We start from the raw sequence: 24,865 nt of genomic DNA on the forward strand, positions 1-24,865 counted from the left end.
TCTGACTGACAAAAGATTTCATTGAGTTCCGACTTCGGCCCGCCTGTACATGGCGATTCGCGACTGTCTCCCCAATAATGAGACTCTCACGAGTCGATTTCCTGCAGATTCGCGAACAGCAGGTCCTCATGCGGGGCCCGTAAAATCTCCTCATGTTTCCAGTTTCGGCTATCTCATTTCAAAATTTCAGGTAAAGCTAAATCTTTATGAAAGAAACACTTTACATCATTGATACGTTTTCTCTGGTATTTCAGGTTTTTCATGCTGTGCCGGCCATGACCAGTCCTGCGGGTCAACCGACTAACGCCATCTTTGGCATTACGCGGGACATTTTGAACATCATCAAGAGCCAGGCTCCCGACTACCTGATCTTCGCCATGGATTCCAGCGGACCGGGCACCCGGAATGATGTTTATCCCGAATACAAAGCGAATCGCACCGAGATGCCGGAAGACCTCCGGCCCCAGATTCCGCACATCATGGATGTCGTACGGGGATTTCAGGTTCCGATTATCGAATGTCCGGGTTGGGAAGCTGATGACGTTTTTGCCACCGTTGCCCGCCAGGCCCGGGAAAAAGGCATCGATACCGTGATCGTCACCAACGATAAGGATGCTCGCCAGCTGATTAACGAAGCCGTACGACTCTATAACATTCGCAAAGACAAGTTCATGGACGCCCAGGCCGTCGAAGACGACTGGGGCGTGCGACCGGATCAGGTCATCGATTTTCAGTCACTCGTGGGAGACAGCGTCGACAATATCCCCGGCGTCCCCCTCGTCGGTCCCAAGAAGGCACAAACCCTGATCGAGCAGTTCGGTTCCCTGGAAGAGGTGCTCGCCAATGCGGATAAAGCCAAAGGCCCCAAACTGCAGCAGAACCTGAAAGAATTCGCCGACCAGGCCCGCATGTCCCGCGAGCTGGTGACGCTGAATCAGAACCTGGACCTCAGCGTTGACTGGGAAGCCTCCCGCCTGACACATCCCGACCGGGAACGACTGCGCGAGCTGTTCATGGATTTCGGCTTCCGTCGCTTCGCCGAGGAGATGAAAGAAGACTTCACCAAACCAGAGGAAGTCGAACCGCAGGAACGCATCCGGGAAACTGTTGATACCAAAGCCGCCTTCGAGAAATTCGTGGCACTGCTCAAGGAACAGGACGAATTCTGCGTCGACCTGGAAACCACCGGACTGAAACCCGCCGAAGCGGAAATCGTCGGCTGGGCCATCAGCTGGGAAAAGCACAGCGGCTATTACATTCCCGTCGAAGGTCCTCCAGGACAGCCGGCCCTTGATCCTCAACTGGTACTCAGCCAACTCAAACCACTACTGGAAGACCCCGAGATTCAGATTACGAATCAGAACATCAAGTACGATATGGTCGTGCTGATGCGGGCCGGCGTCTTTCTGCAGGGCGTCAGTATTGACCCGATGGTCGCTTCCTACCTGCTCAATGCCGGCGAACGGGGACACAGCCTGGACAAGCTGTCCGAACGCTATCTGCAACACACCATGATTCCCATTTCGGAACTGATTGGCTCCGGAAAACAGCAGAAAAAGATGTTCGAAGTCGAAATCGACAAGGTCGCTGAATACGCGGTCGAAGATGCCGAGATCGCCTGGCAACTCTCCCGGATTCTCAAGGATGAACTGCAGCAACATAACCTGTGGGACCTGTACTGGGACCTGGAACGTCCGCTGATTCCGATTCTCGCCGAGATGGAATTCACCGGCATTCGCGTCGACATCGATGAACTCAAGCAGCAGAGCCAGGCGCTGGATGTAAGACTGACAACGCTCATCGAAGAGATCCACTCACTGGCCGGCCATGAATTCAACATCGCCTCTCCGCTGCAGCTCCGCACGGTGCTGTTCGAAGAGCTGAATCTGCCCGTCATCAAGAAAACCAAAACCGGCCCCAGTACCGATCAGAGTGTATTGGAGAAGCTGGCCCCGTTACACGAGCTGCCTGCGAAAATCACCGAACACCGGCACCTCTCCAAGTTGAAGAGTACCTACCTCGATGCCCTGCCCGGGCTGGTCAATCCGGAAACTGGACGCATTCACGCCAGCTTCAACCAGGTGGTCGCCGCCACCGGACGTCTGAGTTCCAGTGACCCGAACCTGCAGAACATCCCGATCCGCACACCGGAAGGGCGTCTGATCCGTAAAGCCTTCATTCCGCAGGACGAAACCTGGCGGCTGCTCTGTGCGGACTATTCGCAGATCGAACTCCGCGTGCTGGCTCATCTCAGCCAGGACGAGGCCCTCAGCCAGGCCTTCCGGGAAGGAGCTGACATTCATACCGCGGTTGCCGCCGACATCTTCCGTGTCACCCTGGATGACGTCGACAGTGACATGCGGCGGACCGCCAAAGCGGTGAACTTCGGTGTGATTTACGGCCAGAGTCCCTTCGGTCTATCCGAAGCGATCGGCATCCCTCAGAATGAAGCAGCCGGCTTCATCGACGATTACTTTGATCGTTACCAGGGTGTCCGGGAATTCCTGGATCAGATCCTGGAGGATTGTGCGAGCAAGAATTATGTCACGACCATCTGTGGCAGAAAACGTGAGATCCAGGGCGTGCGGGGCGGCGTCCAGAAACAGTTGAATATGCCCGAACGGACCGCCATCAATACCGTTATTCAGGGATCAGCCGCCGACCTGATCAAGCAGGCAATGATCAACGTCAGCCAGCGACTCAAAGACGAAGCACATCCCGGCCGGATGCTGATGCAGATTCATGACGAACTGGTCTTTGAAGTACCCGTCGGCGAACTGGAATCGCTGGGAGAAATTGTACAGTGCGAGATGGAATCAGCCATGGATCTGGAGGTGCCTCTGATCGTCGATATGTCGTCCGGGTTGAACTGGCTGGAACAGACGTCTCTGGGAAGTGACTGAGGCTTGATTCTTCGCAAAATCCAGCATTTTCCGGAGCATAGGCCCGACAAACTGTCACCCATCAAAAAGGGCTGATCCGGCAGTTCAACAGTCTTGTAAAGAAAGGATAAATTTTAAGCTGAAAACAGTGAACTTTCCTTTTTTTTGTTGACAACCAGTCAGGTATTGGTAACGATATTAATGCACGCCTATGTGTCTCATCTACCTGTTGCTAAGGGATTCAGCAATCATAAGCCTCCTGTGTGGTACGTTTCTGTTGCAAAGGAATGTGTAAGAAAACCATTTTCCACCATTGCAAGTTAGCACAACCACCTTGTGTCTTGTCATAAAGCCATCCCTACGATTTCTCTGATTGGAGGAATCGGATCAGGTAAAAGTGCAGTAGCCAAAACAGTAAATTCATTTCGACCGATCAGAGTCATCGATGCCGACAAGATCGGACACGAAGTACTTGATTTCCCCGAAGTTCAACAGAAAATACGAGCCCGTTTCGGGTCTGTGGTGTTCAATGAACAGGGGATAATAATACGTAAAGAACTCGCCAGACTCGTTTTTGGAGAAACAAAGCAACACCAGGAAGCATTAGACGCACTTGAAAAGATTGTCCATCCCGAGATTCATCGGAGGTTGGAACAGGAAATTGTGGCAGCCCGGTCTGAAGGACAGGTTGATGCCATCCTGGTAGACGCCGCCGTGATTCTGGAAGCGGGATGGCAAAAGCTGTGTGATCACATCGTTTTTATTGAGTGTCCCTTTGAGCAACGCCTGCACAGAGTGACTGAAAATCGAGGGTGGTCAGCAGCAGAATTAAGCAAACGGGAGAATCAACAGTTGCCTCTCTCAGAAAAGCGTAAACTGGCAACCAGCGTGATTCACAATGATCAGGACCTGGAATCAGCAGGTCTTCAATTATCCAGATTCATCGATTCAATACTGCCAACAGAAAAAGAGACAATTCAATGATTTGAGGATATCCCATTCACATCCTCAGTCTGACACATATAATAATTTCGTCTTCAACCTGAGACAGCTGACTCGCCGCTGATTCAACCGAAACCAGTTGATGCCTTTTCAAATGTAACCTGACCTTTCCAGAGGTTCAAAATTCTTCGCGTTCAACCCATCTGCTTTACTCCCAGAAACTCCACTCGATTTCATCTCACTATTTAGCAATTCGGAAAGTATTTGATCATGGCCAAATCCATAAAACTTCAGACCTCTGAAAATGACGGGCTTGTGGCTTCAGAAAATATAGACGGGTTAGACTCGAACGGTAAAGCGGGCAAAACCGCGACGCGCGATCAGCGCGCGGATGCCATCTCCAAAGCGGCAGATGAACGCTACGAAAAAATCAAGCAGAGCGAAATTCACATCGCCGATCTGCAGCGGCTGACCATGAAAGAACTCATGCAGCTTGCCAAGGAAGAAAACCTCACGGAATACACCGGGCTCAAAAAACAGGACCTGATCTTCAAGATCCTGAAAGAACGAACCAAGGTCAACGGTCTCATGTTCGGCGAAGGAACTCTCGAGATCCTGCCGGACGGCTTCGGCTTCCTCCGCAGCCCCGATTACCACTACCTCCCCTGCCCGGACGACATTTACGTCTCGCCCAGCCAGATCCGACGCTTCGGATTACGCACCGGTGCGATCGTGGCGGGGCAGATTCGTCCGCCCAAAGAAAACGAACGTTACTTCGCACTGCTGCGAGTCGAAGCGGTCAACGGTTGTGATCCCGAAATCCTCACGACCAAAGTCTTCTTCGATGACCTGACCCCGCTGCACCCTAAAGAACGGCTCCGCCTCTCTTCACCTGCCGGCAACCTGAGCACGCGCATTGTCGATCTCGTGGCCCCCGTCGGTATGGGACAGCGTGGTTTGATCGTATCACCTCCACGTGCCGGTAAAACGGTCATGCTGCAGGAGATGGCCAAGTGCGTTCTCGCCAGCCATCCCAGCGCGTACGTGTTCATCCTGCTGATTGACGAGCGGCCGGAAGAGGTCACCGACATGGAACGACAGGTCGGCGGCGACCGCTGCGAAGTCGTCTCCAGTACATTCGACGAGCCGCCGAGCCGACACATTCAGGTTTCGGAAATGGTCATTGAAAAAGCCAAACGCATGGTGGAATACGGTGAAGACGTTGTCATCTTCCTGGATTCCATCACCCGCCTGGCCCGTGCCTGGAACACCGAAGTCCCGCACTCTGGTAAGATCCTCTCCGGTGGTGTAGACGCAAACGCGCTGCAGCACCCCAAACGGTTCTTCGGTGCTGCCCGTAACGTGGAAGAAGGGGGCAGCCTGACAATCGTTGCAACCGCCCTTGTCGATACCGGCAGCCGCATGGATGAAGTGATCTTCGAAGAATTCAAAGGGACCGGTAACACCGAACTGCACCTCGACCGTAGAATGGTCGAAAAGCGTATCTGGCCCGCCATCGATGTCAACAAGTCGGGTACCCGTCGCGAAGAACTGCTGATGGACGAAGAAGAACTCCGTCGCGTCTGGATCCTCAGACGGGTTCTCAACGATATGAATCCAGTTGATGCGATGGAACTGTTGACCAACCGGATGCGACGTTCTAAAACGAACGAAGAATTTCTGCTGAGCATGAACCTGGGATAATCAGCAATCTAAAGTAGTCTCAAAACAGACTGCTGACTCTCCCGGAACTGTCATTTTTATCCACCTGGCTATTTGAAATAACGACCTCGATGAACCACAAACTGATTGAAGGCAACCTGCTGGCCCGCGATGCGAACTATGCAATTGTTGTATCCCGCTGGAATGAACTGATTACCCGCCGTCTGCTGGATGGCGCACTGGAAACATTCCGTCGTCACGGGGGTTCCGAAGAGAAAATTTCTGTCTACTGGGTGCCTGGTTCCTTCGAGCTGCCGCTCGTCGCTGATAAACTGGCCAAAAGTGGACGCTTTCAGGCAGTCTGCTGCCTCGGTGCCGTCATTCAGGGCAGCACCATGCACCACGATTACATCAATCATCAGGTGGCTGCAGGCATCATGCGCAGCAGCCAGGAGAGCGGGATTCCCGTTCTGTTTGGTGTTTTAACCTGTGAAACAATGGAACAGGCCATGGATCGGGCCGGTGGAAAAGTCGGCAATAAAGGGAGTGAAGCCGCTCTGGCCGCGATTGAGATGGTCAATCTGTTAGACTCGATTGATCAGGATCAGCCATCCGCCTGATATTCAGGCCCTGATCCGCTTCCCCGGACAAACCGGATTTTTCTGTCTCCAGACTGTAGTTGTGATACCCCTATGTCTCTCCGAAAACAGGCACGCCAGCTGGTCGTGCAAATGCTTTACCAGATCGACCTCAACTCTGATATCACTGCGGAAGAGATTCGCGCAATGATCGATGAGCATGGTCGCAGCAAAACAGTTCGCGCTTTCGCCTGGGAACTGTTTACCGGAGTGATGGAATTCAAACAGCAGATCGATGCGGAAATTGTCCACGTCGCAGAGAACTGGTCCCTGAAGCGGATGGCAGTCACCGATCGTAACATCCTGCGACTGGGAACCTACGAGTTGCTGCACACCGACACACCGTCTGCAGTCATTATCGATGAAGCCGTCGAACTGGCTCGTGAATTCGGCAGTGCTCAGTCATCCCAGTTCGTTAACGGGATCCTGGATAAGCTCGTCCCCGGACGACACGACGAAAATCGTGCCGCCCCTCCTCTGCCAACTGAGCCCGCTCCTCAACCACCGGTGGAAGAAGATCCCGAAGAGGAAGATCCTCCACTAAAGCCGGGCAGCCCCTGGGCTACTTAACGCCGAACCGGTGGGGCGTACGATCGTTCCAGCTGAAGTTCATATCAATCGCCACCTGCGACAGATGCAGCAGCAGATCGCGATCCACGTGCGGACAAGGCAGATGCGGTGCCGCCTCTTGCGTGTTGGAACTGTCGAAGACCGGGTCATCGCGCCAGTAAGAGTTGTACACCCGGATGTGATCGTAGAACAAGCGTTCCCCTTCATTGGGGTCAGTCAATTCCACGCCAGCCCCTGCAAACCGGGAACCATAGAACTTGCAGGCCGTCGAAAGCACATCGTGCACCAGGCGGGACTGGACCGGATGCAGCGGAGTCAGATGGTACGTTTTGCCATGATGCTTGGGATGCGTAATGATGTATGACATCACTGCGGAAACCCAGTCGACGGGAATCAGGTTCTTGGATTCATCACCGTTCAGAGTGAACCGGGAGCTGGCATACAACAGGCCCGTTTCATCACGGGACTGCATCTGCATCAGGGTGTGTCCCAGCTGCAGAGCGGCATAGAATCCGTGGAAGGTGTTCGTGAATCCGGTTTTGGAATCGCCAATAATGATCGCCGGACGGAAGACGGTCAGCGATTCAAACTGATCGGAGCCGCGAACCATCAGTTCTGCTTCGAGTTTGCTCCGCTCGTAGTCATTTCCTGATTCCTGTCCCACATCGACGTCGGATTCCATGATCCGACCGGTTCGTAAACCACAGACATACGCAGTCGAAACGTGAGCAAACTTTTTGATTTCCGCGGTTTTACAGAACTCCAGCACTTTTTTTGCACCGCCCACATTGGAACGCCAGGGCTCACTTTCATGGCTGGTGCTGTAGAATGAGAGGCTGGCGGCGGAATGAATCATGTAGTCCACATTCTCAGTGGCCCACTTCAGGTCCTCTTCACTTAACCCCAGATTCTCTTCATTGATGTTGCCTTCCAGCACGACAGGTCGCGGCAGTTCACGGCCCAGCTGATCATCCCAGAAGCCCATGATCATGTCGATCCGCTGGTCTGCTGTCATCCGTCGGGTAGGTCGCACCAGCACCGCCAGCGGGACTCCCGCCATGGACAAATCTCGAATTAAGTATCTTCCCAGTAAGCCGGTGGCACCTGTGATCAGATGGTATCCCATTTTGATTTCCGCTATGAACCTGTAGTTGAAAAAAAGAGTGCTGAATAGCTCTGTTTGTTATCTCAGTTTTCTGGCCGGTCCTATCCAGCTGGCATCGCTGCAGCACAGAAACGCTGCAGACCGGTCCCCCGCCGACACAGAAAAAAGCTGTTTTTCAGGGGAAAGTCAATGATAATGAACTGGCTTCATATATCAATCAACGGGTACGGAAAAGCGAAGAGATTGACCGACGAATTCAGGCAATTGCACTAAAATCAACTATGCAACTGCTTTGTCTGACTGATCTTTCGCTCCCTGTTGCGACTGCTTGAGAAAATGCGGACTCCGTGGCCGGGACTCATCCGTCTCGGCACCACTGTCTTTGTGATCAGATCCATCCGGCTGATCGACATTCCGTGGTCGCAGGGCCAGCAGACAGGGCAGCAGGATCAAATCTCCCACCAGTGCTGCCACCAGCAGTGAAGTCATCATATAGCCAAACCGCGCGGTCGGCACGAAGTTGCTGAGCGTTAACGCCAGCATACCGGCCCCGGTAATCACCGCAGCCGTAAAGATCGGTTCACCGGTCATCAGCAGGGAATCGCGGGAAGCCTGAGCCGAATTACGGGAAAGACGGAACTGCTCCTGGTATCGCACCAGGAAGTGGAACGTCCCGTCGACGGCGATGCCCAGCGCGATACTGGCGGTCATCATGATCCCGATGTCGATCGGAATCTGGTACCAGCCCAGGATGCCGAACACGATGCAGATCGGCGTCAGGTTGGGAACCATGGCCACCAGTCCCGCCTTGATGGAACGCAGTGAGACAATCATCACGATCGTAATGATCACAAAGGCCATCGAAAAGCTTTCCCAGAAGCCGGTAAAGATCTGGTTCTGAGCACGTCTTAACAACGGAGCCACGCCGGTCAGAACGACCTGCGGGTCATTGATCATCGCCGACAGTTCATCGTAAATCTGATCCTGAGGCAGCTCTGCATCGCTGCTGATGCGAGCGGAAATCCGCCACAGCCGTTCCCCATCAGAAACAAAGTCATTCTCTCCGTGCTTCGACTGCGCCTTTGACAACAGCCGGGCTGTTTCAAACGGACTTTCGGGAAACTGATTCGGGAAAAAGCTCGCCAGCGACATGGTGTGCCTGACAGCAGGATGCTGCTGGATCACTTTTTCCAGCTCGCGAACACGCTCTACTTTTTCGATAAATGGCTTGTCGTCATCGCCAAAATCGACAATCGCTTCGACGGAATCGAGTTCGGTCAGATTCTCCTGAACGGATCTCACATCCTGAATCACTCGTCCTTCCGCGGGCAGAAAATCGAGTGGATCAATTTTCGTTTTAAGACTGAACAAGCCTACGCCGGTAATCATCACCAATACGATTGTCGCCAGCGACACGCGTCCGGAATGATCGATCAACCAGTTGGCACATTTCTGGAAGTTCCAGCGGGATTCCGCGGCGTGGATGGTTTTCGGATCAATGGGCCAGATGGTCAACACCGCGGGAGTGAGCCCGAGTCCGGTAATCAGGGAGACGAACGTTCCCAGTGAGGCGGCATAGCCGAACTGGGTGACTGGTCCGATTTCGCTGATCGTCAGCGAGTACAGGCCGATCGTGGTTGTCAGGGTCGCCAGAAAACAGGGTTTCCAGGCGATTTTGAGTGCAGCAGACAGGGGATCGGGTTGATCGATACAGCTGGCGACATAATGATGCACGTGAATCGAAATGGCGAGCGTGAATACCAGCACCATCACCGACAGGGCACCAAGAATGAAGTTCATCTCACCGCCGCCCAGGTAGATCAGAGCGGTGGTCAGGTTGATGGCCCAGATCGTCAGCCCCAGTGTGGCCAGTGTTTTCTTCCATTCGCGGAAGGAGTAATACAGGAGACACAGGCTGATCAGCAGCGTGATGATGAAAAACTTTTTATTGGATTTCTGACTGCCCAGACGATCCAGTTCTGCAATCACCACCGGCGCTCCCGCCAGCTTGACCTCACGTCCGGTTAACTGGTTGTACTCCAGCTTTTCACGAATCCCGGCGACCGTTCCTGCCCGGTCTTTAATCCCCTCATCTGATAGTAATACCAGAATTCCGGCCATGTTATGCTGCTTGTTCATCAACAGGCCGTCCAGACGACGGTTGACCTCTGCTGGTTCTACCTGGAACTCATTCAGAATATTTTTCAGTCGATCGGGGGTCCAGCACTCTCTGACGGAAGCTAAGGTTTCGATCCGCCCTGCGGTGCCTTCAATCAGTGCCGGCTGATCCAAACCCTTCTCTACCGCCACCAGAATGACTTCTTCTGCACCGAACTCCGCCTTGAAGCGATCGTAAACAATGCGAACATCCGAATCCTTGGGCAACCAGGTTTCGATATCATTGTTGGAAGGCAGCAGCTCTGCCATGAAGGCCAGAATCGGCAGCGTGCAGAACACACCCCAGATCAGGCAACGACTGTATTTTTGATAGAAAGATGAGATCATAAGATTTGGTAGATCAATCTGCTTTCGCTTGCTCGAGCCATTTCAAGTACTCACACCCCTGGTAATCAACATTATTCTGAACTCAGGATCCAGGCCCGGCTGAGTCATCAGTCAAATGATCGATTACTGAGACCACCCCAATTTCATATCGAACCGACTTGAAACAATGCGTCAAACGGTTTTTCCAAACGGCAGCCGGTATAGCAGAATCAGCTGATTTCTTTCGTACGACTGGTATAACTCGTACCTTCAAGGGGTGAAATACCGTCACAACCGGTAGATTCAAAACAGCCGGTGTCATCGATCTGACTCACACAAGAGTCAGCGGTTACCCCGTTCGCAAGGATCGACTGTGGTGAGCTCAGTCATTCCCCTCAAATTACAGATTCTCTGTTCGAGCAAACTCTCTAATCTGGCATGAAATCAGGCACTGTTCGTGATTTGTATTCTATATTTCTATATCAGTCAGAACTGAACCCACATACAAAATCAAAATACAGACTTCTAACCCGGGAGTAATTCAATGGAAGAAACGCCATGGAGCCGTCCTTCAATGGAGGACCTGAAACACGTACTGGCCAGCTTCGGTAATCAGGATGCCGTCAATGTCCGTGACGTGGATCGCCTGGAACTCTCCGTACCCGCAGAGATCAAAACCTCACGGGGGAATACCATTTCAGCCATGACTCGTGAAATCAGTCGTCAGGGGCTTGGACTGCTGCACAAAGGGATGATCAATCCGGGCGAAGTAACCGTCAAACTGGCCAGCGAAACGCGTGAATTTGAATACCGCGTCAAGATCATGTGGTGCACGCCTTGCGATAACGGTATGTTCATCAGCGGTGGTGAGTTTCTCACCAAACCGGAAAACTAAGCAGACGCTGATTCCTGATCCAATCAGAAGAGACCGCTCGCAGGAGCGGTCGACTGCTGCCTGCTTTCTCACCCAAACCTGAAGTACGTGATCAGTCCATCAGGAAGCAGAGGTTCCACGCCGCAGCAGAACGATAATGATCCCGGACAGCAGAAAGATGATCACCCCACCTGCGACCAGTAACAGGGTTGTCAGACTTCCCCAGCCACTTTTCACTTCGGGACGCTTCTGCTCTGCCAGGTCCCACTCAATCTCATCCAGTTGCAGACTCGTGCCTGCCTGACCTGCTTCCGCTTGAACGTCTTCCAGTTTCTGCTCGACAAAGGGAGATGGCTCCGCGCCACGATCCTGAATCCGCGATCGAAACTTTACGGGTGCCGTCTGCGTACTGCGGTGGCGCCCCGTCTGTGACGTCTGATCACCGGGAACAGAAGGCAGTTTCGGCAGCATCAGCTGAGGCCCCGGCCCAGCAGCAGGCTTCTGGTCCTGTTTTTCAACAGTCTGAGACGGCTGCACAGGAGCAGCCTGGGGGTCCGGCCCTTTCAAATCAATCCGAGCAGGCGCTTCGGCTGGTACTTCTTCCAGTTCCAGTTTGACAGACGGTTCCTGCGGTACGGGCTGTTCCCGGCGCTGAATCGGCTGTTCGATCGGCGGCAATTCTTCGGGAGCCTCGAGAGTTGGTTCGAAACTCGGAGGTTCGAGAGAGAGACTGCCTGCGGAACTTTTCTGCCTGACGGGCTGCTGTGGCTGAACAGGAGTCGTCCCCATGTTACGAGGTACGATCAGAGGTAACTCATCACTCGCAGAACCGGGTGAAGTCGGTTGAACAGGACGCGTTTTCACTGGTTCGGGTTGCTGAGGAGGTGTAGCACGTCGTTTCAAGGGATGAACCCTTGAGGGACGGAAGTTAGGAACTCTCTGACCGCCGTTAGACTGTACCTGCGGTTCGGAATGACCTGTCTGCTTTAAATCGGACGGCTGCTGGGCTGCCAGTTCTTCTTTGATCTGCTGCAACAGCATCTGTGGAGAGACTTCATCCAGACCAAAGGCGACATGCCCGCGATAGCTGGTTTCCAGGGCCTGTTCCGCCAGGAACTGGGCGTATTCATAGTTCTTCTGTTTCAATTCACGCCGGGCTCGTTCCATGATCGAACTGATCTGCAGTCTTCGCATTTCCTGTGACACATCTTCGAAGACGGGATTCGTCTGCTGCAGATCCCGCTCTAATTCCTGACCAAGTTGTTTCAGCTGAGGATCAGCTGACTGCTGCTGATCGGCCTGATCTAAATAGCGACTGAGCTCGTCCGATCGAAAAACATCATCTGCCGTTTGTTCGAAATTTGGTTCCTCCTGGGGAGGTTCCTGCGGTGTGACAGCTTTTTCCTGCAAAGTGGATTCCGGCTGCGCGGTTCCCGCCAGACGTCGAATCCCTTGAGAAAATTCCCTGCTGATCGAACCGGAAGCCTGTTGAATCCGTTCGGAGTTCTGCTGACAGGCGTCCATCAGCTTTGAGGGATATTTCCTGGCCGAAGCGATCAGTGATTTCGAGCGCCAGTCGTCAGTATCGGCAGGGCTGCGTTTGACTGGTTTGTTTTGAGCTGCTGCTTCTGCTTCCTGTCGCTGGCGTTCCGCATCCTCAAAGGCAGCCTGGCTGATTTTCACTGGCCCCGGTTGCATCGCCTCTGATTTGTGTTCCGCTTGAGCAATCTGCTCTTCCGGCACTGAGGTCGGCGCCCCCAGCTTCACACGGCCCGGCTTCTCTTGAACAGAAACTTTCTTTTTCTGCTCAAAAAAGTTAAAGCTGGAGCTGTTACTGGCAGTGATCAGCGGGTTGTCTGATTTCTGATTCGACTGGGAGATCACGTCCGCAGGCTGGCGCAGACATCCCACGGTCAGATAACCGAAGAGTGCCAGCAATAAATAAACCGTTGTCAGTTTTCGTGTTAACAGACCGATCTTCACAACGAAAAATCCTGTTTCTGCATGCAGATATCGTTACGGGAACGAGATCTCTGCCTGGGTCGCGGGGAGCAGCCTCAATGGGGCGTTGAGGTGCAGGCGAGACATGACACAGGCGCGCAACAGCACCCGACACTTCGCCTGTTACCCTTTATCGACTGGGCGAAATTGATGGCATGAGAGGGTATTTCGGATTTTAGCAGTCTTTGAGAAAATCGTTCAGTCTTCGCATAACCCACGCAGGGTCTGCATGTTAATCTGATCCAGCGGCACGCCGTCTTCCTCATCCTTGGGAGTTTCCAGATACATCGGACGGTCCTGGAAATTCGGATCATTGAGCAGATGCCGAAACGGTTCCAGTCCGAGGAAGCCTTTACCGATGTTTTCATGACGGTCTTTACGACTGCCAAACTCACACTTGCTGTCATTCAGATGGAAGGCCCGCACGCGATCGTAACCGATCACATTATCCAGTTCCTGCATGGTTGACTGGTATTCGTCCGCTTCGATCAGAGGATAGCCGGCGGCAAAGATATGACAGGTATCAACACAGATCCCCAGTCGCTCCCCTTCCTTGACCTGCTCCAGCAGATACGCCAGTTGTTCGAAGCGATGTCCCAGATTCGATCCCTGGCCAGCGGTGGTCTCCAGCCAGATCTGGGTCTGGAAGCCATCGGTCTTCTCATGAATCTGATCGATGGCAGCCACGATCCGGTCCAGACCCTCTTCTTCGCTGGAAGTCACGAAACTGCCGGGATGCATCACGGCCCCTTCCAGTCCGAGGGCTTCCGCTCGTTCCAGTTCCACAACGACGGCATCGATCGATTTGTTCCAGAGTTCATCTTTGGGACTGGCGAGATTAATCAGATAGCTCATATGCGAGCAGGGACGACTCACGCCCGTCGACTCCAGATGCTCTTGGAACAGAGCCACATCTTTATCCGTCAGAGGCTTGGCCCGCCACTGGTTGTTGTTCTTGGTGAAGATCTGCACGCAGTCCATTTCAAATTCAGCAGCCAGATCCACGGCTTTATAATATCCACCAGCAATCGACTGATGTGCTCCCAGTAATGGCATGATTCTCTTTCCGGATTATGGTGATATTCTTCGCTGCGCCCGGTCTCGCTTGCGGACGGGATCGCTTTCATCAGCGAACCTGCAGTATAGGCGTTCGAAGCGATCCCTTCCAGCGATGCCCCATTCACACTCGTATTTCACCAATTCAATCAGGATTTCATGGGCAGCAGTTTCCCGAAGCGTTACAATCGATGAGCCGCTGTTTCACTCCGGTCCCGGAAACGGCCCTGTGTATTCAAATCGATTCGCTCATCGAAGAGGAAACCAGCATGCGTCTGATCGTCTCCCTGTTTCTGCTCTGTTTCATCCTGTCCCCCCTGGCAAAAATTTCCTCCCTGCGAGCTGCAGAACAGCCCAACATCATCATCCTACTCGCCGATGACCTGGGTTACGGAGAACTGGGTTGCCAGGGAAATCCGCAGATTCCCACGCCTCATATCGACTCACTGGCGCAAGAAGGAATTCGTTTTACACAGGCTTATGTCACCGCGCCCAACTGTAGTCCGTCACGGGCCGGCCTGCTGACGGGTAAAATACCGACTCGCTTCGGTTATGAATTCAATCCCATCGGTGCCCGCAATGAAGATCCAGGTACGGGCCTGCCTCCTGCAGAGCAGACGCTGGCCGAACTTCTGCACGACCAGGGTTACACGACCGGCCTGATCGGAAAATGGCATCTGGGGGGCGCTGCCGACTATCATCCCTACCGCCATGGATTCGACGAATTCTTCGGCTTCATGCACGAAGGACACTACTTCGTCCCGCCGCCGTATCAGGGTGTGACCACCATGCTGCGTCGCAAGACACTTCCCGGTGGAAGCAAGGGCCGCTGGATCGGAGGTCAGCTGATTTACTCAACGCACATGGGATACGATGAACCCGATTACGACGCTAACAACCCCATCATTCGCGGCGGACAACCGGTTGTGGAACCGGAATACCTGACCGATGCGTTTACGCGGGAAGCGGTCAGCTTTATCGATCGCCACCAGGACAAACCCTTTTTTCTCTACCTGGCGTATAACGCGGTTCACAGTCCTCTGCAGGGGAAACAGGCGGACATGCAGAGTTTTCAAAACATTGATGATGTCCACCGACGCATCTTTGCCGCCATGCTTGCTTCCCTGGATCAAAGTGTCGGTCAGATTCTGAAGCAGGTCCGAAAAGCCAAACTGGATCGCAACACGTTGATTGTCTTTCTGAGTGACAACGGAGGTCCGACGCGCGAACTCACTTCCAGTAATCTGCCTCTGAGGGGCGAGAAGGGATCCATGTATGAAGGAGGACTGCGGGTTCCCTTTCTGATGCGCTGGACAGGCAAGCTGCCTGCTGGCCAAACCTATTCGCAGCCAGTCAGCAGTATGGATCTTTTCAGCACGTCGGCAGTTCTCTCTGGCGCACCGCTGCCGGACGACCTGGATGGTGAAAACCTGATGCCGTACCTGTTGAAAGAAAAAGAGGGCACGCCGCATCACGCGTTTTTCTGGCGTCAGGGCAAGCGAGCTGCACTCCGACTGGGGGACTGGAAAATTGTCAAAATGCGGGGCAAAGCCGACATCAAAGACTGGGAGCTGTACCACATCACAGAGGATCTGTCGGAACAGACCAATCTCGCCAGTGAGCGGCAGGACAAACTGCAGGAACTGCTCACCCGCTGGAACGAACTGAATTCGCAGATGAAGCCGGCCCTGTTTTGATTATTTCTCTACAGGTGCAACGGCACCGGGTCGGCTGCTCCCCTGCTCAATCAGATCGGCCAGCTGTTTTTTCAACCGCTGTGCAAGTTCCGGATGTGCCTGGATGACGTTCTGCTTTTCCGCAGGATCCTGCTCCAGATCAAACAACTGATATTGGGGGACTTTGGTGTTTGACAGCTGCTGCTCGACGATGATATTGCGGGCGGTCTGTTTGTCGTACCGTTGTAATTTCCATTTCCCGACCCGCAAAGCATACGTGCCGTTGTTCCCGTTGTTCTGTTGCACGAGATGCGCGCGTCCTGCAGCATCCGCTTTCCCCAGCAACGCATCCAGCACATTGAAGCTGTCGCGACAGGCATCCTGGGGCAGTTTCTGTCCGGTCAATGTTGCCAGGCTGGCTGGCAAATCGATGGTACAGACCAGCTCATCACTGACACCAGGCGGGATATGCCCTTTCCAGCGGGTAATAAAGGGTGTTCGGGTTCCCCCTTCATAGACGCTGTACTTGCCCCCGGAATATGGTCCGGCCGCGCGGTGATCTCCGACTTTCTCCAACGCGCCATCTTTGTAACCATCATCCATCACAGGGCCGTTATCGGAACAGAATACGACGAGCGTGTTCTCAGCCAGCTGGAGACGATCGAGTGTTTTCATCAGCTCACCCACACACCAGTCGAGCTGAATAATCGAATCGCCGCGATATCCGAGTGATGTTTTTCCCTGAAAACGTTCATGAGGCATGCGCGGGACGTGAATATCGTGCGAGGCGAAGAACAGGAAGAAAGGCTGATCTTTGTTAGCTTCGATAAATTCGACCGATTTCTCAACCCACTTATCAGCCAGATCCTCATCGCGGAAACGAGCCGCATGCCCGCCTGTATAAAAGCCGATGCGGCTGATTCCATTGTGAATCGTTGAGTTATGCCCGTGAGACCAGTCCATCTTGAGCGTATCACGGTGTGTGAGGCCGGTCGGATGATCGGGGCTCGGCTTCTTATTTCCCACCCAGAGAGGATCTGCCGGATCGAGATTGAGAACCCGGTGATCTTTCACATAAACCTGGGGAACCCGGTCATTGGTTGTCGGCAACAGGAAGCAGGTATCAAAACCGATCTCCAGTGGCCCCGGTTTCAAATCTCCGTTCCAGTCTGGTCCTGCTTCTCCCCCAAGCCCGAGGTGCCACTTACCGATAACGGCCGTGGTATAGCCGGCACGTTTCAACAAAGAAGCGACGGTCTCTGTTCCCGGCTTAATGATGGCCGGTGCATTTGGTGGCGCAATCCCGGTCCGCTTTCCCCGAAAGGCATAGGTCCCGGTCAGGAACGAATAGCGGGTCGGCGTGCATGTCGAAGCGGAACAGTATCCGCTGGTAAACCGCTGTCCGTCGGCTGCCAGTTGATCGATGTGAGGTGTCTTCAGTGCTGTCGCGCCATAACAGGAAACATCCCCGTACCCGAGGTCATCGGCCATGATTACGATCACATTAGGTTTTTCGGCCCGGAGCTGAGAATGACCGTGCAGGAGGCAAACCAGGAACAGCGTCAGCAGTGAGAAGATTCGAAATGACATGAGAGCACTTTCAATGACAGTGAATTAAAAATGAATCCGGGATTTGGGGCGGTTTTATTCTCCCGTTTGAGCAGCAGGAATCGGCACACCACTCCGCGTGAAGGCGATTGCCCGCGAACCGGAAGCCCCCACCATGACGGATTCAACCAGCGGCGGTGCAACCTGCTCCTCGGCCATCCAGTTCACGAGAAAATTCGCACCGGAGCCTCCCGTGCTGTCTTTTTCTTCCACCAGGAATTCAATCGTCTGAAACGGAGCAAGCTTGATAGGCTGGTCCAGATAGACCTTAATCGACTCCCCGTCAGTATCGACATACTTGACTCCGGTGAGGTAGACCGGCTGATCCTGATTGATGTTCCGGATACTCAGAGTCGTTTCCAGAAGCAACGGCGAACCGCCATGATAATAGATGTGAGAATAACAGGGGGCATAGATCGAACCGCTGCGCGTCATTTTTTCTGAGTCGATTTCGCCCGCCTGGTATTCCGCGAGATCAGGCGGTTCATAGCTAGGCGGCGGTATGAACTTCAATTCGTGTTCAAAGCGTTCGAAGCGGGTATCGAGGTACACTGCCCCCGCGATCAGCACTAAGGTCACGACTCCCAGCAAGAGAAACAGGACGAACCATTTGTCCCACAACCACAAAAACCAGTCGGGATATTCGCCTTTATTTCCCATCGCACACGCTTCCCCTGTGACAATTATTATTTCATTTCCGGCAGCGCGCCTGAAAAATATGGTTCAGACGGATTGAGACACTTCCTGTCGGCTGATGTATTAAACACTACCTCAGTCAGCATGAAAAGTCACCCCGACTGACCGTGTCGACTATGGCATATGTTTCTGTAACTCATCCAGGCGAGACAGGCAGTTTTTTACCAGCGGGACCAGTCGTTCATCCGACTGACCGGCGGCCTCGATCATGGAATGATAATACTGCACAATCTCTTCCGGCGGGGCGCCGAAGTGCCCCCAGAATTCAGCGCGGTCTTCCGTCTGCAGATCGAACAGCATCGCTTCCAGATTATGCAGCTTGTCCGCGAGTTCAATCGCCCGCGCGCCGAGTGATGCCTGCTGCATTACTTCAATATGATCCCGCTTACGATCGCGCCAGCTCCGCTTTGCGCCTTCCAGAGTCTCTTTCTCTTCGGTCATCTCCCTGACGTACTGCAGGACCTCATCTGAAAAGGTTCCCTCCAGATCCTCAAAAGTCAGCGCAGTGTCTTCGACCACATCATGCAGGGCGGCAGCTGCCAGGATGGATTCCTCATGAAATCCGGCTTTCACCAGGATCAGACAGACCCCCATCGGATGCGCGATGTAAGGAATTCCGGAGGACTTGCGTTTTTGAGATTTATGTGCTTCCGCGGCAACTCGAATGGCGTTCTCGACTACCGGAGAGTGAAGTGTATCCATGCTGCAAACTCTGGTTTAACGTTGTTCGATCGGAGTATCCTGTGAGTGCCGGAACTGGTTAAATCGCGTGTACTCCCAGTGACGATACAGGGCGGATTTCTTCAACAGGTTCGATTGACTGTCGACCGCTTCCACTTTGCCTTCGTGAATCACGACAACCTGATCAACGCGTCGCAGGGTCGTGATGCGGGAAGGGATGACCAGTACGGTCCGGTTCTGGAAAATCCGGGAGTAGGCATCTTCGAGCAGCGTTTTGGTATCTTCGTCGAGCGGCCCTTCCGGTTCTTCGATGATCATCAGAGCCGGCTTTCGCAACAGGGCGCGGGCCAGACCTAACCGGAAACACTCACCCGTTGTCAGATCTTCCCCGTGCTGCCCCAGCACGGTTTCGTAACCCTGAGGCAGCCCCTGGATAAACTGATGTGCGTGTGATTCTTTTGAAGCCGCAATGACTTCCTGCAGCGAATACCGTTCATCGCCACAGCGGATGTTGTCCTTGACGGTTCCGGTGAGACAGGGATCGTTCCCGCTCACAAAAATCGCTTCCGCCCGCAGAGACTCCAGGGTCACCCACGCTGTGTCTTCGCCGTCGATCAGGACCCGGCCCGAGCGGGGCTCAATAAAGCGAGGTACCAGGAAACTGACAGCGCGCGGGGCGAGCTTCTCCAGTGAGACCAGTGCGGTTGTCGTACCCGCGGGAATTTTCAGATCAAAGCCCTTCAAAATCGGAGGCGAACCAGGCGTGAGACTGTAAGTGACGTTTTCGAACTGCAGTGCCGTCGACATCGGCTCCAGAAATTTCGCTCCGACGGCCTGTCCGACTTCGGGGATCAGGTTCAGATAACGATAAATTGAACTGGCAGCCACAGTGGATTCTTCGCGCACACGGAACAGTTCATGCAAACCATTGACCGGCAGGTAGAAGAAGCCGAAGATTCCCACCACCAGCACCGCAGCAGAGAGCGGCAGGCTATCCGGGTTTACGAGGACTTTATACCCCACCAGAAAGACAACCAGGCACGAACAGAAGACGGCCAGGCCCCGGGCGATACGATGTCCCCAGCCTTCAACGCGTTTCAGCTTCTCCAGGTTTTCGGTGTATTTCGCCAGGTGCTTCTGAAACTGTTCATGCTCCGGGTTTTCCATTCCATAGCCACGGACCAGGCGTGTGCTCCGCAGATTTTCAGCCAGCAGGGAAAGTTCGGTGTCGATGGTGACCAGTGTTCTGGCATGCTGTAAATCGTAATCCTTGCGATGCTGCATCAGAAAATACCAGGCTGCGGCCAGTGGAATGATGCACTGCAACGTTAATCGCCAGTCGATGGAAACGGCAATCAACAGCAGAATCGCCAGCGTCACAGTATGACGCGTCAGACCGTAGACCCAGTGGAAGACGCCGTTCTGGACGGTTCCCACATCCTGAATGAACAGGTGAAACGCCTGATCGGTCTCTTTCCCTGACAGATCGCCGGGACCCAGGCGGAGCGCCTGGCGATGAATCATATTGCGTAACGTTGTCGAAATATGATGGGAAACCTTCAGGCTCCGCAATCTGCATCGCCAGCGGATCAATACACGAATGCTGGCCACGACCAGCGCGACTAAAATCAGTGTGAATAACGCGGACTGATTCTGCTGCAGCAAGGGGACGCGCTGATACACGCTTTTCATGATCCCCAGATGGTATTTGGAATGCGTCCACCAGACAGAGGGCAGAATCCCCGTATCAGAAAGGACCAAACGATCTGGGGTCGTCGTTGATTTTTCGGCCGCGGGAGCCGCTTTCGGCTCCGGTTCAGGCGCGGGCTTTTCTTCCGCGGCAGCAACTTCGTCGGTATCGGCTTTCGGCTCAGCCGGTTCTTCGGATGGTTCTGCGGTTTCAACAGATGCTTCGGGTTCGGGACTGGCCAGGATTTCCTGCAGTTGCTGAACCCGCTCTACCCCCTGCACCGAAATCCGCCCACGATGATCCAGCAGATCCAGGATCAGAAAAAACAGGATGAGCAGAAACGCCAGCAAGAGGCCATTGATGAACGACCAGAACACAACGGATCTGGCAGACCCACGAAAAAACTCCCGCGCGGGGAACGCGCGATGGAATGCGTTGGGCTGACGATTTGACACAGGACCCACCGAATCTGTTTTAAGTGATTAAATTAAAAGGCCTGTCCCCTGTCTGTCAGGCAAGGTCCCGGTCTTCGAAAAGGATGAAGGCAACCAGAATCGCAATTCCGGAATAGAGCAGACAGCTTAATGCGGAATGACCGATATAGACTGGTGGAACCACGGTTCCCGTTGCAACCGCAGGTGACATATTGAAGTTATCCAGGTTGGGCAGAATCGTAGCAATCAGCTGCCCGGTAAACTTCACGAATTCCAGCCCCTCTGCCTTGGCCTGAACCAGATTGGGAGTGAGGTGGCCAATGATATAGACGCCGAAACAGATAATCATGTTGACCATCATGGGCAGACGCGTCGAGATCGCCACGCTGATGGCGGCCAGAATGGCGACTTCCATATAGATCAGCAGAATCCCGGGCAGAATCAGCCAGACCGCAGCCATCCGCTCGGCGTGCGTTGGCGGTTCCTGGGCCGCTTCGCGGGCATCATAGCCGACTTTGAAGTAAACCAGCAGCAGGAAGGTGATCACCATGGGCAACATCAGCCAGACGACGGCCTTCAGAATTCCCAGGTATTTCCCGACGATAAACTGACGGCGATTGATCGGCTTCGACAACAGCGTCATGGCCGTCTTACCTTCAATTTCATCAGCGATACTGGTACTTGCCGACCACACGGCCAGCAACAGACTGCAGATCAGGATCGTGGCCAGACCACAGTCCATCAGCATCTTGACGTCATCCCCCATCGAAAAGAACGGGAGAAACGTATTTAACAGCAGCAGAATTAAACCGAGAGCCATCAGCAAGAGGAACACGGGCTGGCGAATGGCTTCCTTCGTGGTCGCCCTGGCGATTACACCCGCCTGGGTCATCGAAGTCACACCGAACAGGAGTACAAAATAGATTGCCACTCCGATTCCGGTAATCCACCATTGCACTGTCAGATTTGTCGTCTCAGCAGCCAATACCAGCAGGTTTCCCATTGTTTATGTACCGTCTTTAAAATAATGCATCAAAAAGTCAGTGCCCGCAGCTGACACCTGAGTGCGCAACTACACTTGCATCATACGAATGAAGTCTGCTCCGATGTTGGTTTTATTTTTGAACTTCTGAAAAAAGAAAGAGAATTCAGAATTCGCAGACCATCGTCGGAAAGCAACAGCTACTTTACCGAGAACCGGTGGCGAAAGTAAAGAAAACAGACCCAAACGCCCCGCGTTTTCCCCAATCTGACAGGCAGCTTCGCTATAACTTGCCAAATTGCTGCCATGCTCACGGCAAATGGTGAGGGGGAGTCTGCTCCTGTTGAACAGCAAAGCGGGTTTTGACTGATCGAAACCTGGCGTGTTGGTGATCCAGCAGGGATCGGAGCGCTCAATATTCGATGGTGAAACTTTGACGATCAGAATCGGCCGGGGCCCCTTGAATCGATACATCCGTCACATTCGTTGCGAATGTCAGCATCATATCATCGAAAAACCGATCGAGTACTGACTGATCATGGGCCTGCGCGACCAGTTCCACTGTTCCATCAGACAGATTTTTGACGAATCCGGTAACAGGGTAACGCTCCGCCAGTTGAGTTGTGCGATATCGAAACCCGACGCCCTGCACCCGCCCCGCATAGATCACGCGCAGACAGATCAAGTCCGTCGATGAACCGGATTGATGAGGATCAGCACACATGGCCGATATCCTCTCTATCAAGAGACCGTAATTAATGAGCGAAAAACATTGATCGGAGACAGTACGATCAGAAGGGACTTTTAGCCCTGAGAAATGAATAGAGACTTCGGTCGTACTGTTTTAATGCGAAGAAGGCTCTTCAGTCAGCTGGCCTGATTCCGGCAAGTCTGAAAAGTCGATACACAATTCTTCGCGAACAATGCTCATGCTGCGCGGAGCATCAATTCCTAATCGCACGGAATTGGGACCAATTCGAACAATCGTCAGGGTTACGTCATCGCCAATCCGAATCCGCTCGCCGGGCTTACGTGATAATACAAGCATTTCTTTTCGAATCCTTCGTTTTCTGTTCCCTCATACTTCCCTGTAACCTTCCAGGAAGGTCGAAAGCATTGTGCAGGATGAGGGTAGTTCAAGAGTACTCATCTCGACAATTCACTGAAACCAGCCAGCAAACTGCCATCACTACGATGTCGACATCAGTATGATAACAGCTTTTGAATTATCATGTCCAGCCCAGACTGAAAAATAACGTCACGACCCGCACAACCGCCAAAAACCGCCCCAAAACCACTCATTTTACCCAAAATCGTGCCCGAAAACCAGGCACAGCCACCCCTGCACAATAAACAGGCACAACCACTGCCATCGTCAGAGCTCTCATAACCAGACAATTTCCTCTCAGCCCGCTGACCGGTGCCCAGCCCGCAGTCAATTTCCAATATAGTGGACGCCGCAGATTCTACTGAAAACCGGTCCGCGCGCTGGTAAAGAATTTCATAATTTCTTTCTCTCCTCTCAGCCGGTTACCGGATGGCGGCGGTGAATGCAGATGCAAAAGAAGACGGAAAAGCAGCGGGGACCCGCTTGACGATTCCCACTTTGATCGTCAGTCTTTAGCAACAGTATTAACTAACTCAGAATTTCTGCCTCGCTATCAGGGGAACATCATGGTTCGTATCGGAATAATCGGCGTCGGTTTTATGGGAATGGCTCACTACGAAGGAGCCAAAAAGCTCAAAGGAGCCAAGGTCACTGCGATCTCAACGCGCGATCCCAAGAAACTGTCTGGCGACTGGAGCAGTATCGAAGGCAACTTCGGTCCCCGCGGAGGTCAGGTCGATCTCTCTAAGGTAAAACAGTACAGTGATTACCATGAACTGCTGGCAGACCCCGATATTGATCTGGTCGATATCTGTCTTCCCACCGAAATGCATGAAAAAGTCGCCATGGATTCCATCCAGGCCGGCAAACACACACTGGTAGAAAAGCCGATAGCCATCGACCTCAAGGCCGCCAACCGGATGGTGAAGGCTGCCGAAAAAGCGGGCGTACAGTTCATGGTCGCCCAGGTTCTTCCCTTCTTCCCGGAATTTCAGTTTGCCGTTGAATGTGTTCGCAGCCAGAAATATGGAAAACTGCTGGCCGCACACTTCCGCCGTGTGATGGCTCCTCCCAAATGGTCAGAGAATATTGAAGACTTCCAGAAACTGGGTGGCTGGGGCATCGACCTGCACATTCATGACAACCACCTGATCAGCCTGATGTGTGGCGTTCCCCAGAAAGTGACCTCTCGCGGTATCGAAAACAAGGGATACATCAACCACGTGCATACCGTTTATGACTATGAAGACCCGAACCTGGCAATCAGTTGTGTCAGCGGTGGCATTGCGACGCGCGGCCTCGAATTCGCCCACGGCTTTGAACTCTACTTCGAAGAAGCCACCGTTCTCTTCGGAGCCGGAACCATGGGTGTCGGCAAAAATAAGGAATGGGTTGTCAGCCAGCCACTGACATTGATCACCAAATCCGGTCAGCTGAAACATCCAAAACTCAAAGGGGGCAACGAATGGTGTGCCGCCTTCACGCTGGAACTGCAGGCAGCCGTCAATGCGATTCAGTCGGGTGAAGAACCCGAGGCACTCTCCGGCGCCCTGGCCCGCGATGCTCTGAAAATCTGCTACGCGGAAGCAAAAAGTATTCAGACAGGGCGATCCATTCCTGTCAAATAAGTGTCACTTCAGCTGTTGAAGTACACATTATGATATTCACACCGCCGATTCTCGAATCGTTCTCGAAAACCGGCGGTGTATTTCTTGGTATACTGCTGAAAATGAAGTAACCTGAGCCTGATTCCCGGGCAATTCAGCCCGAATCTTT

Annotated in this window: 21 protein-coding genes; 9 read left to right on the forward strand and 12 right to left on the reverse strand. The window is 53.3% G+C overall.

Features of this window, described 5'->3' with window-relative positions; translation table 11 throughout:
- Positions 1–206 precede the first annotated feature (206 nt).
- The 5 genes from polA to nusB all read left to right on the forward strand — a co-directional run bounded on the left by polA (position 207) and on the right by nusB (position 6,694).
- On the forward strand, positions 207–2,903 hold the full coding sequence (polA, locus tag HG66A1_RS19755; protein ID WP_145187885.1) for a DNA polymerase I: 2,697 nt from the start codon (positions 207–209) through the stop codon (positions 2,901–2,903).
- A 315-nt stretch (positions 2,904–3,218) separates the two neighbouring features.
- Entirely contained in the window at positions 3,219–3,866 is a 648-nt protein-coding gene (gene coaE, locus HG66A1_RS19760; RefSeq protein WP_145187888.1) for a dephospho-CoA kinase, read from the forward strand.
- Between the two features lie 228 nt (positions 3,867–4,094).
- Entirely contained in the window at positions 4,095–5,528 is a 1,434-nt protein-coding gene (gene rho, locus HG66A1_RS19765) for a transcription termination factor Rho (RefSeq protein ID WP_145187891.1), read from the forward strand.
- Positions 5,529–5,617: 89 nt separating this feature from the next.
- Positions 5,618–6,106: a 6,7-dimethyl-8-ribityllumazine synthase gene (gene ribH, locus HG66A1_RS19770; RefSeq protein ID WP_145042078.1), complete on the forward strand. Its 489-nt coding sequence runs from the start codon at positions 5,618–5,620 to the stop codon at positions 6,104–6,106.
- Positions 6,107–6,178: 72 nt separating this feature from the next.
- Positions 6,179–6,694 (forward strand): transcription antitermination factor NusB, encoded by a 516-nt coding sequence (nusB, locus tag HG66A1_RS19775; RefSeq protein WP_145042079.1) that lies wholly within the window; start codon positions 6,179–6,181, stop codon positions 6,692–6,694.
- On the opposite strand, the gene HG66A1_RS19780 is transcribed toward nusB, so the two are convergent.
- Positions 6,687–7,820 (reverse strand): SDR family oxidoreductase, encoded by a 1,134-nt coding sequence (locus HG66A1_RS19780; RefSeq protein ID WP_145187894.1) that lies wholly within the window; start codon positions 7,818–7,820, stop codon positions 6,687–6,689. The two genes, nusB and HG66A1_RS19780, sit on opposite strands and share 8 nt — an antisense overlap.
- A gap of 258 nt (positions 7,821–8,078) precedes the next feature.
- Positions 8,079–10,304, reverse strand: a complete 2,226-nt coding sequence (locus HG66A1_RS19785) for an efflux RND transporter permease subunit (protein WP_145187897.1) — start codon at positions 10,302–10,304, stop codon at positions 8,079–8,081.
- A gap of 523 nt (positions 10,305–10,827) precedes the next feature.
- On the opposite strand from HG66A1_RS19785, the gene HG66A1_RS19790 reads away from it, so the two are divergent.
- On the forward strand, positions 10,828–11,178 hold the full coding sequence (locus HG66A1_RS19790; RefSeq protein ID WP_145187900.1) for a PilZ domain-containing protein: 351 nt from the start codon (positions 10,828–10,830) through the stop codon (positions 11,176–11,178).
- Between the two features lie 99 nt (positions 11,179–11,277).
- Here the strand turns inward: HG66A1_RS19790 and HG66A1_RS19795 are convergent, their stop codons facing one another.
- Positions 11,278–13,140, reverse strand: coding sequence for a hypothetical protein (locus tag HG66A1_RS19795; protein ID WP_145187903.1), 1,863 nt, complete (start codon positions 13,138–13,140; stop codon positions 11,278–11,280).
- A gap of 21 nt (positions 13,141–13,161) precedes the next feature.
- On the opposite strand from HG66A1_RS19795, the gene HG66A1_RS32095 reads away from it, so the two are divergent.
- Positions 13,162–13,317: a hypothetical protein gene (locus HG66A1_RS32095; RefSeq protein WP_197996696.1), complete on the forward strand. Its 156-nt coding sequence runs from the start codon at positions 13,162–13,164 to the stop codon at positions 13,315–13,317.
- A 39-nt stretch (positions 13,318–13,356) separates the two neighbouring features.
- On the opposite strand, the gene HG66A1_RS19800 is transcribed toward HG66A1_RS32095, so the two are convergent.
- Positions 13,357–14,214 carry a deoxyribonuclease IV gene (locus tag HG66A1_RS19800; protein ID WP_145187906.1) on the reverse strand — a complete coding sequence of 286 codons (858 nt, stop codon included), beginning with the start codon at positions 14,212–14,214 and terminating at the stop codon, positions 13,357–13,359.
- Between the two features lie 191 nt (positions 14,215–14,405).
- On the opposite strand from HG66A1_RS19800, the gene HG66A1_RS19805 reads away from it, so the two are divergent.
- Positions 14,406–15,911: a sulfatase gene (locus HG66A1_RS19805; protein ID WP_232106622.1), complete on the forward strand. Its 1,506-nt coding sequence runs from the start codon at positions 14,406–14,408 to the stop codon at positions 15,909–15,911.
- Here the strand turns inward: HG66A1_RS19805 and HG66A1_RS19810 are convergent, their stop codons facing one another.
- The 8 genes from HG66A1_RS19810 to HG66A1_RS19840 form a co-directional block, all read right to left on the reverse strand.
- Complete coding sequence (locus tag HG66A1_RS19810; RefSeq protein ID WP_145187909.1) at positions 15,912–17,480, reverse strand: sulfatase family protein; 1,569 nt, start codon at positions 17,478–17,480, stop codon at positions 15,912–15,914. It abuts the gene before it with no gap.
- Positions 17,481–17,534: 54 nt separating this feature from the next.
- Positions 17,535–18,158 (reverse strand): DUF3124 domain-containing protein, encoded by a 624-nt coding sequence (locus HG66A1_RS19815; protein WP_145187911.1) that lies wholly within the window; start codon positions 18,156–18,158, stop codon positions 17,535–17,537.
- A 150-nt stretch (positions 18,159–18,308) separates the two neighbouring features.
- Positions 18,309–18,896, reverse strand: coding sequence for an HD domain-containing protein (locus HG66A1_RS19820; RefSeq protein WP_145187914.1), 588 nt, complete (start codon positions 18,894–18,896; stop codon positions 18,309–18,311).
- Positions 18,897–18,911: 15 nt separating this feature from the next.
- Positions 18,912–21,020: an ABC transporter ATP-binding protein gene (locus HG66A1_RS19825; RefSeq protein ID WP_145187917.1), complete on the reverse strand. Its 2,109-nt coding sequence runs from the start codon at positions 21,018–21,020 to the stop codon at positions 18,912–18,914.
- 55 nt (positions 21,021–21,075) lie between these two features.
- On the reverse strand, positions 21,076–22,002 hold the full coding sequence (locus HG66A1_RS19830; protein ID WP_145187919.1) for an ABC transporter permease: 927 nt from the start codon (positions 22,000–22,002) through the stop codon (positions 21,076–21,078).
- 69 nt (positions 22,003–22,071) lie between these two features.
- Entirely contained in the window at positions 22,072–22,455 is a 384-nt protein-coding gene (locus HG66A1_RS32100; protein WP_197996697.1) for a hypothetical protein, read from the reverse strand.
- Positions 22,394–22,705 (reverse strand): acylphosphatase, encoded by a 312-nt coding sequence (locus HG66A1_RS19835; protein ID WP_145187922.1) that lies wholly within the window; start codon positions 22,703–22,705, stop codon positions 22,394–22,396. Before HG66A1_RS19835 ends, HG66A1_RS32100 begins: the two co-directional genes overlap by 62 nt.
- Positions 22,706–22,825: 120 nt before the next feature.
- Positions 22,826–23,029 carry a carbon storage regulator gene (locus HG66A1_RS19840; protein ID WP_145042092.1) on the reverse strand — a complete coding sequence of 68 codons (204 nt, stop codon included), beginning with the start codon at positions 23,027–23,029 and terminating at the stop codon, positions 22,826–22,828.
- Between the two features lie 626 nt (positions 23,030–23,655).
- Between HG66A1_RS19840 and HG66A1_RS19845 the strand changes: the two genes are divergently transcribed.
- Positions 23,656–24,717 carry a Gfo/Idh/MocA family protein gene (locus HG66A1_RS19845; protein WP_145042093.1) on the forward strand — a complete coding sequence of 354 codons (1,062 nt, stop codon included), beginning with the start codon at positions 23,656–23,658 and terminating at the stop codon, positions 24,715–24,717.
- Positions 24,718–24,865: the final 148 nt, after the last annotated feature.

This window comes from Gimesia chilikensis (genome assembly GCF_007744075.1).
GTDB lineage: Bacteria > Planctomycetota > Planctomycetia > Planctomycetales > Planctomycetaceae > Gimesia > Gimesia chilikensis_A.

Excerpts from the sequence above, each read along its gene's own strand:
- HG66A1_RS19840 (WP_145042092.1), bottom strand. The coding sequence starts at position 23,029 with ATGCTTGTATTATCACGTAAGCCCGGCGAGCGGATTCGGATTGGCGAT.
- HG66A1_RS19805 (WP_232106622.1), top strand. The coding sequence starts at position 14,406 with ATGAGCCGCTGTTTCACTCCGGTCCCGGAAACGGCCCTGTGTATTCAA.
- HG66A1_RS32100 (WP_197996697.1), bottom strand. The coding sequence starts at position 22,455 with ATGTATCGATTCAAGGGGCCCCGGCCGATTCTGATCGTCAAAGTTTCA.
- HG66A1_RS19790 (WP_145187900.1), top strand. The coding sequence starts at position 10,828 with ATGGAAGAAACGCCATGGAGCCGTCCTTCAATGGAGGACCTGAAACAC.
- HG66A1_RS19835 (WP_145187922.1), bottom strand. The coding sequence starts at position 22,705 with ATGTGTGCTGATCCTCATCAATCCGGTTCATCGACGGACTTGATCTGT.
- HG66A1_RS32095 (WP_197996696.1), top strand. The coding sequence starts at position 13,162 with ATGCAGATATCGTTACGGGAACGAGATCTCTGCCTGGGTCGCGGGGAG.
- rho (WP_145187891.1), top strand. The coding sequence starts at position 4,095 with ATGGCCAAATCCATAAAACTTCAGACCTCTGAAAATGACGGGCTTGTG.
- HG66A1_RS19815 (WP_145187911.1), bottom strand. The coding sequence starts at position 18,158 with ATGGGAAATAAAGGCGAATATCCCGACTGGTTTTTGTGGTTGTGGGAC.
- HG66A1_RS19810 (WP_145187909.1), bottom strand. The coding sequence starts at position 17,480 with ATGTCATTTCGAATCTTCTCACTGCTGACGCTGTTCCTGGTTTGCCTC.
- HG66A1_RS19800 (WP_145187906.1), bottom strand. The coding sequence starts at position 14,214 with ATGCCATTACTGGGAGCACATCAGTCGATTGCTGGTGGATATTATAAA.
- HG66A1_RS19780 (WP_145187894.1), bottom strand. The coding sequence starts at position 7,820 with ATGGGATACCATCTGATCACAGGTGCCACCGGCTTACTGGGAAGATAC.
- HG66A1_RS19830 (WP_145187919.1), bottom strand. The coding sequence starts at position 22,002 with ATGGGAAACCTGCTGGTATTGGCTGCTGAGACGACAAATCTGACAGTG.
- HG66A1_RS19785 (WP_145187897.1), bottom strand. The coding sequence starts at position 10,304 with ATGATCTCATCTTTCTATCAAAAATACAGTCGTTGCCTGATCTGGGGT.
- polA (WP_145187885.1), top strand. The coding sequence starts at position 207 with ATGAAAGAAACACTTTACATCATTGATACGTTTTCTCTGGTATTTCAG.
- HG66A1_RS19845 (WP_145042093.1), top strand. The coding sequence starts at position 23,656 with ATGGTTCGTATCGGAATAATCGGCGTCGGTTTTATGGGAATGGCTCAC.
- HG66A1_RS19820 (WP_145187914.1), bottom strand. The coding sequence starts at position 18,896 with ATGGATACACTTCACTCTCCGGTAGTCGAGAACGCCATTCGAGTTGCC.
- ribH (WP_145042078.1), top strand. The coding sequence starts at position 5,618 with ATGAACCACAAACTGATTGAAGGCAACCTGCTGGCCCGCGATGCGAAC.
- nusB (WP_145042079.1), top strand. The coding sequence starts at position 6,179 with ATGTCTCTCCGAAAACAGGCACGCCAGCTGGTCGTGCAAATGCTTTAC.